The 12,547-nt window shown below is 58.4% G+C and carries 11 protein-coding genes; 8 read left to right on the top strand and 3 right to left on the bottom strand.

Features of this window, described 5'->3' with window-relative positions:
* Positions 1–124 precede the first annotated feature (124 nt).
* From ACZ9BB_RS01055 to ACZ9BB_RS01030, 6 genes are all read left to right on the top strand, one after another.
* On the top strand, positions 125–1,582 hold the full coding sequence (locus ACZ9BB_RS01055) for a gamma-aminobutyraldehyde dehydrogenase (RefSeq protein WP_476218165.1): 1,458 nt from the start codon (positions 125–127) through the stop codon (positions 1,580–1,582).
* A 91-nt stretch (positions 1,583–1,673) separates the two neighbouring features.
* Positions 1,674–2,825, top strand: coding sequence for a putative ABC transporter substrate-binding protein YdcS (ydcS, locus tag ACZ9BB_RS01050; RefSeq protein WP_476212164.1), 1,152 nt, complete (start codon positions 1,674–1,676; stop codon positions 2,823–2,825).
* Positions 2,826–2,947: 122 nt separating this feature from the next.
* Complete coding sequence (locus tag ACZ9BB_RS01045; RefSeq protein WP_476212163.1) at positions 2,948–3,985, top strand: ABC transporter ATP-binding protein; 1,038 nt, start codon at positions 2,948–2,950, stop codon at positions 3,983–3,985.
* 1 nt (position 3,986) lies between these two features.
* A complete protein-coding gene (locus tag ACZ9BB_RS01040) occupies positions 3,987–4,934 on the top strand; it encodes an ABC transporter permease (RefSeq protein WP_476212162.1) in 948 nt (315 codons plus the stop codon).
* Positions 4,924–5,751, top strand: coding sequence for an ABC transporter permease (locus tag ACZ9BB_RS01035; protein ID WP_476212161.1), 828 nt, complete (start codon positions 4,924–4,926; stop codon positions 5,749–5,751). The genes ACZ9BB_RS01040 and ACZ9BB_RS01035 overlap by 11 nt, the downstream gene beginning before the upstream one ends.
* Before the next feature lie 121 nt (positions 5,752–5,872).
* Positions 5,873–7,297 carry a gamma-aminobutyraldehyde dehydrogenase gene (locus tag ACZ9BB_RS01030; protein WP_476212160.1) on the top strand — a complete coding sequence of 475 codons (1,425 nt, stop codon included), beginning with the start codon at positions 5,873–5,875 and terminating at the stop codon, positions 7,295–7,297.
* Positions 7,298–7,367: 70 nt separating this feature from the next.
* On the opposite strand, the gene ACZ9BB_RS01025 is transcribed toward ACZ9BB_RS01030, so the two are convergent.
* On the bottom strand, positions 7,368–7,994 hold the full coding sequence (locus tag ACZ9BB_RS01025; protein WP_476212159.1) for an RloB family protein: 627 nt from the start codon (positions 7,992–7,994) through the stop codon (positions 7,368–7,370).
* Positions 7,995–7,996: 2 nt separating this feature from the next.
* Positions 7,997–9,250 (bottom strand): AAA family ATPase, encoded by a 1,254-nt coding sequence (locus ACZ9BB_RS01020; RefSeq protein WP_253416634.1) that lies wholly within the window; start codon positions 9,248–9,250, stop codon positions 7,997–7,999.
* Positions 9,251–9,760: 510 nt separating this feature from the next.
* On the opposite strand from ACZ9BB_RS01020, the gene ACZ9BB_RS01015 reads away from it, so the two are divergent.
* Positions 9,761–10,240, top strand: coding sequence for a BRO-N domain-containing protein (locus tag ACZ9BB_RS01015; protein WP_476212158.1), 480 nt, complete (start codon positions 9,761–9,763; stop codon positions 10,238–10,240).
* Between the two features lie 65 nt (positions 10,241–10,305).
* Here the strand turns inward: ACZ9BB_RS01015 and ACZ9BB_RS01010 are convergent, their stop codons facing one another.
* The gene (locus ACZ9BB_RS01010) at positions 10,306–10,491 is read right to left on the bottom strand and encodes a hypothetical protein (protein ID WP_105344867.1); all 186 of its coding nucleotides are present in this window, start codon (positions 10,489–10,491) and stop codon (positions 10,306–10,308) included.
* Positions 10,492–10,901: 410 nt separating this feature from the next.
* Here ACZ9BB_RS01010 and ACZ9BB_RS01005 point away from each other — a divergent pair, with 410 nt between their 5' ends.
* Positions 10,902–12,527 carry a glucan biosynthesis protein D gene (locus ACZ9BB_RS01005; protein WP_476212157.1) on the top strand — a complete coding sequence of 542 codons (1,626 nt, stop codon included), beginning with the start codon at positions 10,902–10,904 and terminating at the stop codon, positions 12,525–12,527.
* Positions 12,528–12,547 lie beyond the last annotated feature (20 nt).

The raw sequence follows: 12,547 nt of genomic DNA, 5'->3' as shown, positions 1-12,547 counted from the left end.
GCCACCTTCAATATTTAGTATTTGTAGACCAAAAGCCCGGCCACTAGTCTTGAGGCATCTATAAGACGGCCGGGCTCCAGTCACAGGGAATCCCATGGCCACACAAGAAAAGAGAACCCGAAAAATGGCTGGCGCGCAGACTCCGTTGTTCACCGCGTTGTTGATCGATGGCGAGTTGGTCCCGGGCCAGGGTTTCGTCGAACCCATCCTCAACCCGGCCACCGGAGAAGTGCTGACGCACATTGCCGAAGCCAGCACCGAGCAGGTTGAAACCGCGATCCTCGCCGCCCACCGCGCGTTTGCCGGTTGGTCGCGAACCACGCCGCAGCAACGTTCGAACCTGCTGCTGGACATCGCCAACGCCATCGAAAAGCAGGCCGACCTGCTCGCCCGCCTCGAATCGCTCAATTGTGGCAAGCCGTTGCACCTGGCGCGTCAGGACGATTTGAGCGCCACGGTCGATGTGTTCCGTTTCTTCGCGGGTGCCGTGCGTTGCCAGACCGGCCAGCTCAGCGGCGAATACTTGCCGGGTTACACCAGCATGGTCCGCCGCGATCCGATTGGTGTGGTCGCATCGATTGCACCGTGGAACTACCCGATCATGATGGCCGCCTGGAAAATCGCCCCTGCCCTCGCCGCCGGCAATACCCTGGTGTTCAAGCCGTCGGAACACACGCCGCTGTCAATTCTGGCCCTGGCACCGGCGCTCGCCGAGATCCTGCCGCGCGGGGTGATCAACATCATCTGCGGTGGCGGTGAAGGCGTCGGCAGCCATTTGGTCAGCCACCCGAAAGTGCGCATGGTGTCGCTGACCGGCGATATCGTTACCGGGCAAAAAATCCTCCAGGCCGCGGCGAAAACCCTGAAACGCACCCACCTCGAACTCGGCGGCAAGGCGCCGGTGATCGTCTGCAACGATGCGGACATTCAAGCGGTGGTCGATGGCGTGCGCACCTACGGCTATTACAACGCCGGCCAGGACTGCACCGCCGCGTGCCGGATTTATGCCCAGGCCGGGATTCACGACCGACTGGTGGCCGAACTCGGCGCGGCGGTCGGCAGCCTGCGCTTTGCCGGCAAGCGCGATGCCGACAACGAAATCGGCCCGCTGATCAGCACTCGCCAGCGTGACCGCGTGGCCAGTTTCGTCGAACGTGCCCTCGGCCAGCCGCACATCGAGCGGGTGACCGGCGCGGCGGTGCATTCCGGCGCCGGCTTCTATTACCAGCCGACCTTGCTGGCCGGTTGCAGGCAAGGCGATGAGATCGTCCAGCGCGAAGTGTTCGGGCCGGTGGTCACCGTGACCCGCTTCAATGAGCTCGAACAAGCGGTGGACTGGGCCAACGACTCGGAATACGGCCTCGCCTCCTCGGTCTGGACCCAAAACCTCGACAAAGCCATGCAGGTCGCGGCGCGTTTGCAGTACGGCTGCACCTGGATCAACAGCCATTTCATGCTGGTCAGCGAAATGCCCCACGGCGGCCTGAAGCGCTCGGGCTATGGCAAAGACTTATCCAGCGATTCGCTGCAGGACTACAGCGTGGTGCGCCACATCATGGCCCGCCACGGACAGCATTTATAAAAGCGCACTACGCTAACAATTAGCCATAACGGCATTGGCTTTACCCCGTTCAGAACTGCCCCGACCATAATTTAAAGAAGAGGGAAACCCCATGTTCGTGCACAAGACCGCACTGCTCAGTGCAATCACCACGGCACTGCTGGCCAGCGCCAGCCTGCAGGCCGCCGAACCGCTGAAAGCCGTCGGTGCCGGCGAAGGTCAACTGGATATCGTCGCCTGGCCCGGCTATATCGAACGGGGCGAAACCGACAAAGCCTACGACTGGGTGACTGGCTTCGAGAAGGAAACCGGCTGCAAGGTCAACGTCAAGACGGCCGGCACGTCCGATGAAATGGTCAGCCTGATGGCCAAGGGCGGTTACGACCTGGTGACGGCGTCCGGCGATGCCTCCCTGCGGTTGATCGCTGGCAAACGCGTGCAGCCGATCAACACCGGCCTGATCCCCAACTGGAAGAATCTCGATCCACGCCTCAAGGACGCGCCGTGGTACGTGGTCAACAAGCAGACCTATGGCACCCCGTACCAATGGGGTCCGAATGTGCTGATGTACAACACCACGGTGTTCAAGCAGCCGCCCACCAGCTGGAGCGTGATATTCGACGCGCAGAACCTGCCGGACGGCAAACCCAACAAAGGCCGGGTGCAAGCCTACGACGGCCCGATCTACATCGCCGACGCGGCGCTGTACCTCAAAAGTACCAAGCCGGACCTGGGCATCCAGAACCCCTACGAATTGACCGAACCCCAGTACAAGGCTGTGCTCGATCTATTGCGCGCCCAGCAAAAATTGATCCACCGCTACTGGCATGACACCACCGTGCAGATGAGTGACTTCAAGAACGAAGGCGTGGTGGCTTCCAGTTCCTGGCCTTATCAGGTCAACGGCCTGATAAACGAGAAACAGCCGGTTGCCTCGACCATCCCCAAAGAAGGCGCCACCGGATGGGCCGACACCACGATGATGCACGCCGAGGCCAAACACCCGAACTGCGCCTACAAGTGGATGGATTGGTCGCTGCAACCGAAAGTCCAGGGCGACGTGTCCGCCTGGTTCGGCTCGCTGCCGGCAGTCCCGGCGGGGTGTAAGGAAAGCGAACTGTTGGGCGCCGAGGGTTGCAAGACCAACGGTTTCGACCAGTTCGACAAGATCGCCTTCTGGAAAACCCCACAGGCTGAGGGCGGCAAGTTCGTGCCTTACAGCCGCTGGACCCAGGATTACATCGCGATCATGGGTGGTCGTTAAGCCTCGGTAACACATTTAGCGAGGAACCCTCGCCACAACAGCCCATCGATCACGATTCAGATTTTTCAGAAGTCCAGGCAGGGGCTGCTGTGAAGCCCCTCGCCTTCTCGGAGCATCGCACCATGACGCTTGCAGTCCAGTTCACCAACGTTTCCCGGCAGTTCGGCGAAGTGAAGGCCGTTGACCGGGTTTCCATCGATATCCAGGACGGCGAGTTCTTTTCCATGCTGGGCCCTTCCGGCTCGGGCAAAACCACCTGCCTGCGCCTGATCGCCGGGTTCGAACAACCGAGCACAGGTTCCATTCGCATCCATGGCGCCGAAGCCGCCGGGCTGCCGCCATACCAGCGTGACGTGAACACCGTGTTCCAGGACTACGCACTGTTCCCGCACATGAACGTTCTCGACAACGTCGCCTATGGCTTGAAAGTCAAAGGCGTCGGCAAGACCCAACGCCATAAACGCGCCGAAGAAGCCCTCGACATGGTCGCCCTTGGCGGCTACGGCGAGCGCAAACCGGTGCAACTGTCTGGCGGCCAGCGCCAGCGTGTGGCCCTGGCCCGCGCGTTGGTCAATCGCCCGCGCGTGTTGTTGCTCGACGAACCTTTGGGCGCCCTCGACCTGAAGCTGCGCGAGCAAATGCAAGGCGAGCTGAAGAAGCTGCAACGCCAGCTCGGCATCACCTTCATCTTCGTCACCCATGACCAGACCGAAGCGCTGTCGATGTCCGACCGTGTGGCCGTGTTCAACAGGGGCCGCATCGAACAGGTCGACACGCCGCGCAACCTCTACATGAAACCGGCAACCACGTTCGTCGCCGAATTTGTCGGCACCTCCAACGTGATTCGCGGCGATCTGGCGCAGCAGTTGAGCGGCAATCCACAGCCGTTTTCGATTCGCCCCGAACACGTGCGTTTCGCCGAAGGCCCGTTGGCCAGCCATGAAATCGAAGTCAGTGGCCTGTTGCATGACATCCAGTACCAAGGCAGCGCCACCCGCTATGAACTGAAACTGGAAAACGGCCAGACCCTGAACATCAGCCAGGCCAACGTCCAGTGGCTGGACGTCAGCACGCAACACCAGACCGGGCAACGCATCAGCGCTCGTTGGGCGCGTGAAGCGATGATCCCGCTGCACGACAATGTTGTGGGCGGGGTGTGAGATGAACAGCGTGGCGCCCCCTCAAACCCCGGCCAGTGGCTCGCCATTACGCCGGTTTTCCAACCTGCTGTATCGCCGGCCGAACCTGTATCTGTCGCTGCTGCTGGTGCCGCCGTTGCTGTGGTTCGGTGCGATCTATCTTGGCTCGCTGCTGGTCCTGCTGTGGCAAGGTTTCTACACCTTCGATGACTTCACCATGGCGGTCACCCCCGAGCTGACCCTGGCGAACTTCGCTGCGCTGTTCCAGCCGTCGAACTTCGACATCATCCTGCGCACCCTGAGCATGGCCATCATCGTGTCGATCGCCAGCGCCGTGGTGGCGTTCCCGATCGCCTACTACATGGCGCGCTACACCAGCGGCAACACCAAGGCGTTTTTCTACATCGCGGTGATGATGCCGATGTGGGCCAGTTACATCGTCAAGGCCTACGCCTGGACCTTGCTGCTGGCCAAGGGTGGCGTGGCCCAGTGGTTCGTTCAGCACCTGGGGCTGGAGCCGATGTTGCAGTTCGTGCTCGGGATTCCGGGCGTGGGCGGCAGCACCTTGTCGACCTCGCACCTGGGACGTTTCATGGTGTTCGTCTACATCTGGCTGCCATTCATGATCCTGCCGATCCAGGCCTCGCTGGAGCGCCTGCCACCGTCCCTGCTGCAAGCCTCGGCGGACCTCGGCGCCAAGCCGCGCCAGACCTTTATGCAAGTGATTCTGCCGCTGTCGATCCCGGGCATCGCGGCCGGTTCGATCTTCACCTTTTCGCTGACCCTGGGCGACTTCATCGTGCCGCAACTGGTGGGCCCGCCGGGCTACTTCGTCGGCAGCATGGTCTACGCCCAGCAAGGGGCGATCGGCAATATGCCGATGGCGGCGGCCTTCACGCTGGTGCCCATCGTGCTGATCGCCATTTACCTGTCCATCGTCAAACGTCTGGGGGCTTTCGATGCGCTCTAACTCGGATAAACACGGGGACAAAGCCTCGCTGGGCCTGCGCATCGCCGCCTGGGGCGGGTTGATGTTCCTGCACTTCCCGATCCTGATCATCTTCCTCTACGCCTTCAACACCGAAGACGCAGCGTTCAGCTTTCCACCCCAGGGCTTCACCCTGAAATGGATCAGCGTGGCGTTCTCCCGGCCCGACGTACTGGAAGCGATCAAGCTGTCGCTGCAGATCGCGACCATCGCGACGTTGATTGCAATGATCCTCGGCACCCTCGCGTCGGCGGCGCTGTACCGGCGGGACTTCTTCGGCAAGCAAGGTATCTCGCTGATGCTGATCCTGCCGATCGCCCTGCCCGGGATCATCACCGGGATCGCGCTGCTGGCGACCTTCAAGACATTGGGAATCGAGCCGGGGATGTTCACCATCGTGGTCGGTCACGCGACCTTCTGTGTGGTGATCGTCTACAACAACGTCATCGCCCGGCTGCGCCGCACGTCACACAGTTTGATCGAAGCGTCGATGGACCTCGGCGCCGACGGCTGGCAGACCTTCCGCTACATCGTCCTGCCGAACCTCGGCTCGGCATTACTGGCCGGGGGCATGCTGGCGTTCGCCCTGTCGTTCGACGAAATCATCGTCACTACCTTCACCGCCGGCCACGAACGCACCCTGCCGTTGTGGCTGCTCAACCAGCTCAGCCGCCCACGGGATGTGCCGGTGACCAACGTCGTCGCGATGCTGGTGATGATGGTGACCATGCTGCCGATCCTCGGCGCGTATTACCTGACCCGGGGTGGCGAAAGCGTTGCGGGCAGTGGCGGGAAATAGATCAGGAACAGACAACAACAATCTCCTGTAGGAGCGAGGCTTGCCCGCGAAGGGATCCTCAAGAACGCCAAAAGCTTCGCGGGCAAGCCTCGCTCCTACAGAACAAATGAGGACCATAGACATGCAAACCAAACTCTTGATCAACGGCCAACTGATCACCGGCGACGGCCCCGCCCAAGCCGTGTTCAACCCCGCGTTGGGCCGTGTGCTGGTAGAAATCAACGAGGCCAGTGAAGCCCAGGTCGATGCTGCCGTACGGGCCGCCGACACTGCCTTCGAAAGCTGGTCGCAAACCACGCCGAAAGAGCGCTCGTTGCTGCTGCTCAAGCTCGCCGACATCATCGAAGCCCATGGCGAAGAACTGGCCAAACTGGAGTCGGACAACTGCGGCAAACCCTACAGCGCCGCGCTGAACGACGAGATCCCGGCGATTGCCGACGTGTTCCGATTCTTCGCCGGGGCCAGCCGTTGCATGAGCGGCGCGCTGGGAGGGGAATACCTGCCCGGCCATACTTCAATGATCCGCCGCGACCCGGTGGGCGTGATTGCCTCCATCGCGCCATGGAACTACCCGCTGATGATGCTCGCCTGGAAAGTCGCCCCGGCCCTGGCCGCCGGTAATACCGTGGTGCTCAAGCCGTCGGAACAAACCCCGCTGACCGCCCTGCGCCTGGCAGAACTGGCGTCGGAGATTTTCCCGGCAGGTGTGCTTAACCTGGTATTCGGCCGTGGTCCTACCGTCGGCACCCCATTGGTCACCCACCCGAAAGTGCGCATGGTGTCGCTGACCGGCTCGATCGCCACTGGCTCGAACATCATTTCCAGCACCGCCGGCAACGTCAAACGCCTGCACATGGAACTGGGCGGCAAGGCACCGGTGATCATCTTCGACGATGCGGACATCGACGCCGCCGTGGAAGGCATTCGCACCTTCGGTTTCTACAACGCTGGTCAGGATTGCACCGCCGCCTGCCGCATTTACGCCCAGGCCGGCATCTACGACACCTTCGTCGAGAAGCTCGGCGCCGCGGTCAGCAGCCTCAAGTATGGCTTGCAGGACGATCCATCGACGGAGCTGGGCCCGTTGATCACCGCGCAACATCGCGACCGCGTGGCCGGGTTTGTCGAACGTGCCGTGGCGCAACCGCACATTCGCTTGATCACTGGCGGCAAGTCCGTGGAAGGCAACGGTTTCTTCTTTGAACCGACGGTGCTGGCCGACGCGCAACAGGACGACGAGATCGTGCGCCGTGAAGTATTCGGGCCGGTGGTGTCAGTGACCCGATTCACCGATGAAGCGCAGGCGCTGGCTTGGGCCAACGATTCGGACTACGGCCTGGCATCGTCAGTCTGGACCTCGGACGTCGGCCACGCCCATCGCCTGTCTGCACGCCTGCAGTACGGCTGCACGTGGGTGAACACCCATTTCATGCTGGTCAGCGAAATGCCCCATGGCGGTCAGAAATTGTCTGGTTATGGGAAAGACATGTCGATGTATGGATTGGAGGACTACACGGTTGTAAGGCATGTGATGTTCAAGCATTAAAAATGCTTCGCGGCTAAGCCTCGCTCCGAAATCAACCGTGCCCACATCTCTGTGGGCACGGTTGATGGTGTTAGATCGGCTGAGGCTTGGAGAGGGTTTCGAATTTATCCATCAGCAGATGGATTTCGGTGCTGGGGTTAGGTTCGCCGCTGATGGCGACGTCCTCGAGAATCTTGGGGGCCAAAGCTCTGGCTTTCTGAAAAGGCTCGCCCAGTAGCTGAGCAAAATAGCTGATGTCTTTGCCCTTCTCGTACTTATCCATGTTCGGTTTTTCTCTGAGGTTCTTGGCTACCAAGTCGCCCGGAGAGTTTTTCCCGACAGCTCTAAATGGCTTTCGATTGAAACCGAAGTGCAAAAGAAGCCAAAACTCAAAACAGGGAAACGATGCTATGACTTTGATTTTCGGATGAGGCTTCGCCAGATCTATCGCCCTCTCAAAACATAGGTGCGTATCGCGATCCAATGCACAAAAGACCCTATCGAAAAATTTCTGGCGGGCGATGGCTCTTTCTACAATGCCGCTCGGGTGCGTGACGCCGCAGTGGGCAATTTCAACCTGGGCTTTAGCACGAAAATGAAAGGCGGCCTCCTCCAGATACCGTTTTCCTGACTTGCTATCTTCACAGAGGACCAACACTTTGGGTTGAGGCTTGAATCTCGATTTCTTTCGATCAAATGATTTTGTCGAGCGCATCATGGTCACCTCAGCCTGATCAAAGGCAAACCGCGGTAACGGCCTTCAAAGTAGCGCTTCTCAACATCCTCCCCCTCTCGCCCTTCAAAATCGTGAACGGAAAAAATACTGGTTGCACCATTGGCATCGCGCTCAGTGATCCAGAACTGATCACGCCGCAGAATTTTTGCGTTCATTAGATGAGTGTCGTGAGTCGTAAAGATCAGCTGAGTATCCAACCCCCTATCAAGATGTTTCCCGATCAGATCAGCAACTATTTCAGGATGAAGGCTACTATCCAACTCATCGACAGACAGTATCCCGCTTCCATCTGCGCGATTGATCATGAACCACGGCAACCAGAAGCCAATCAGATTTTTGGTGCCGCCAGACTCCTCTGAGAAATCAAACTCTGCTGTTCCCAAATGGCTTGTATGCGACAGGGTCACCTTGTCTTTTTGGGCGGCGGCGAAGAATTCTTTTAACGTGAGCTTTTTCTTGGTCGGTACAGCATCCGCATCCTCAGTATTGAGTTGAATAGCAGACACCGGGATATCCACTTCCCTTAAAAACTCCTTTAAATCACCCGTGTAGTCCGAGGCAACCTGCAGAAACCTGATGGAGGCTGCAGACAACCCCATCATGTTGTTCTGTTCAATGACAAGGAGACCGGTTTGAAACCAGGTAAACGGTGCTCGCAACTGTGTCAGTTCTTCGCTGCTGTTCGCCACGGCCTGCGAAATAAACAAAACCTTCGGGCTCGTCAAACGCCGCCAAGCATTGTGGACATCTTTCCCACCCTCAAGACTTGAGCCAAAAACATACTGCTCTCCCTCGTCACCAAAACGACGCTCATACAGCAGCGTTTCTTTCCCTTTGGGATAGGAGACCAGCTGCTCCTTGATTATCCGTTGCGAAGTAACGCGTAGAACAAACCGATATCGGAGCCCGTTTTGAATGAAGTTGTACTCAAAGGAACTGGGTTCGTTCTGGAGTTGCGGGTCAAAACGAAACGGTGAAACCGGCAGTGGTTCGTCATTTGAGGAGGGTGTCGTTGCGAGCAGGCGTCCCATGATCCCCATCGCCTGGATAAGCGAAGATTTACCGGACGCGTTCGGCCCGTAGATCGCTGCCACCTTCAACAAATCAGGAAGCTTTTCGCCACTCACTGAAGGTTGAAAAACATTGCGCTTTTTACTCAGGCGTGGAGTCGCAACCATGGACAGGGTTTGCGCCTCGCGGAAGGAGCGATAATTGGAAACTGAAAATTCGATCAACATGTAGAAATCCTGCACTTAATTTCTAAGAGCAGAATAAATATAGGAAAAACCATGCATTTGGCGCTGCTTCTCTGCACCTCGTGCAAAAACAGGAAATTCCTACGGATGGAGCCTTCCAGCAAAGGCAACGATTCCTACAACAAGCGTCGCCAGAGTAGACTTGGCGCCGCGAGCGCCTTGCAGATAGGCTTCATCCCGTCGCTGCAACATCAGCGACCCGGGGTCGAAGCCGGTACATCATCAACATGGCGCATCCGCGCCCCCATATGAGCTGAGGCATTTTTTGCCCTCCAGTCTCGCTTTATGGTGGGCCGTGTGGCGCGGGCCTCTTGGCTTCCATGTTGATCGAGAACCCGACTTCGAACGCCGCACGGTCCGCCACCCAAATCTGTCGAAGGATTAGTGGCGGCTCCCTTTTCAACATGGAGTCGAAAAAATGCTTAGGCACATCACAAACTCAACTGAAGTCTTCGTACCAGAATGCTGTCTCGCTAACACTGGAGGCAGGCCATGACCCATCCTCATTTCATCCCTACCGTCTTCACCCGCCACAAACGCTTCCTCCACACCATCATGCAAGCCAACCAAGCCTGGTTCTGCGTTCAGGATCTAGGTCGCTTGATGGGCCGACCGCTGGACCAACGACTCACCCTGAAACTCGATCCTGATCAACGCCAATATGTCTGGTTGCTGAAGAACGGCAAAACAGTCGAATCGCTGATGGTCAGCGAATCGGGAATGTACGCCCTGCTGGTTCACCATTTCGTCCCGGAAAATCGAAACCTGCGCCAATGGCTTAGCAACGAGGTCATGCCAATGCTGCGTGATTCGAACGCCGCATCGTTGGAGAACATTCCAAGTCTGAGTTCGTTACAGTGGGCCGGGATCTCTGTGCCGCTGCTGCATTGGCAGCATCAGGCCTGGATCAAGTGGCGCGATATGCCCGATCTGATGCAGGCACAACGACCATTCACGATTGGTAGCCGATGAACTGATGCACAAAGGGACGGACTTTTGGGTCCGTCCCTTTGGTTTTCCAGCATTACTCCCCACCTTCAAAACCGCGAAACACTCCTCATCGCATCCACCAGATAGCGCATCGCAATCCGGTCGCTCTCCGACAACTCGCGATAGCGCTCCACCAACTTCAGCTCTTCCGAACTGAGCCGACGCCTTCGCCGCCCGGTGGCCAGGCAGGGGAAGATTCCTAACATTTCGGTAATGCCTTGTACTTTCGACATGGACGATGTCCTTCTATACGTCAGAGAAAACTGCAAAACCGCATCGCCCTATCACTTTCAGCGGCCGCTTTGTGTGCGCTGAACCCACCGGCCTGAAGGGCCGAAACCGGTCATGCCCATAGAATAGAAATTAAATCGGTGCTGAAAAGCGGTTTTTAGAGTAATTAGTCGAAAAAAGCAGATATGCCCTATAAATCAGAAAGCGCTGCGAGAAACGTTACCTGACATGTCTTGTTTCATTGCCGCGCTGTCGCGGTGCTATCAATCATTTTTGCTCTGCAACTGAACGGTTTAAGCTATTTGGCATCTTTCTAAAGTCCGTTGCGTTTGGCCAAGGCATGTCCGAACCGTTATTTCAGATCCAGCACGTGCCAGGAACGGCGCGGGATTGTTCACGACAGGTTGTACTTATGCACCGCAGGAATTTGCTCAAAGCCTCCATGGCCATCGCGGCTTACACCGGTCTCTCGGCCACCGGCCTGCTGGCCGCGAACGCCTGGGCCAGTAGCGGCACTGCCGATGGCGATACTCAGGCGTTCGACTTCGAAGCGCTGAAGAGCCAAGCCAAACAGCTCGCCGGCAAGCCGTATCAGGACACCAAACAGGTGCTGCCGCCGACGCTGGCGACCATGACGCCGCAGAACTTCAACGCGATCCGCTACGACGGCAATCACTCGCTGTGGAAAGACCTGAAAGGTCAGCTGGACGTGCAGTTTTTCCACGTCGGCATGGGCTTCAAGCAGCCGGTGCGCATGTACAGCGTCGATCCCAAGACTCGACTGGCGCGCGAGGTGCATTTCCGTCCGTCCTTGTTCAACTACGAAAAAACCACGGTCGACACCCAGCAACTCAAGGGCGATCTGGGGTTCTCCGGGTTCAAGCTGTTCAAGGCCCCGGAGCTGGACCGGCACGATGTGTTGTCGTTCCTCGGCGCCAGCTATTTCCGCGCGGTGGATGCCACCGGCCAGTACGGTTTGTCAGCGCGCGGCCTGGCGATCGACACCTATGCCAAGAAGCGCGAAGAATTTCCTGATTTCACCAAGTTCTGGTTCGAGACACCGGACAAGGACAGCACCCGTTTCGTGGTTTACGCCCTGCTCGATTCGCCGAGCGCCACCGGTGCCTACCGTTTTGACATCGATTGCCAGGCCGAGCGCGTGGTGATGGAAGTCGACGCCCACGTCAATGCCCGTACCGCCATCGAGCAACTGGGCATCGCGCCGATGACCAGCATGTTCAGTTGCGGCAAGCATGAACGGCGGATGTGCGACACCCTTCACCCACAGATCCACGACTCAGATCGCCTGGCGATGTGGCGCGGCAACGGCGAGTGGATTTGCCGCCCGCTGAACAACCCGGCCACCCTGCAATTCAATGCCTTCGCCGATACCGACCCGAAAGGCTTTGGCCTGGTGCAGACCGACCATGAATTCGCCAATTATCAGGACACTGTCGACTGGTACAGCAAGCGTCCGAGCCTGTGGGTAGAACCTACGACCGCGTGGGGTGAAGGCTCGATCGATTTGCTGGAAATTCCTACAACCGGCGAAACCCTGGATAACATCGTCGCGTTCTGGACGCCGAAAAAACCGGTTGCCGCCGGTGATTCCCTGAACTATGGCTACAAGCTCTATTGGAGCGCCCTGCCGCCGGTGAGTACGCCGCTGGCACGGGTCAACGCGACCCGGTCGGGCATGGGCGGTTTCACTGAAGGCTGGGCGCCGGGCGAGCATTATCCGGAGGTCTGGGCGCGCCGTTTCGCCGTGGACTTCACCGGTGGCGGGCTGGACCGCTTACCCGAAGGCGCGGGGATCGAGCCGGTGGTGACGTGCTCGAACGGTCAGGTGAAGGACTTCAACGTGCTGGTACTCGATGACATCAAGGGCTACCGAATCACCTTTGACTGGTACCCGACCAATGACAGTGTGGCGCCGGTGGAGCTGCGGTTGTTCATTCGCACCAATGACCGGACGTTGAGTGAAACCTGGTTGTACCAGTATTTCCCGCCGGCACCAGAGAAGCGTAAGTACACCTGAAGTAAACGGATGTCTGAACT

Source organism: Pseudomonas sp. TE3552 (genome assembly GCF_056278945.1).
The sequence above is the reverse complement of the archived record's forward strand: the minus strand, read 5'-3'. Positions and strand labels throughout refer to the sequence as shown.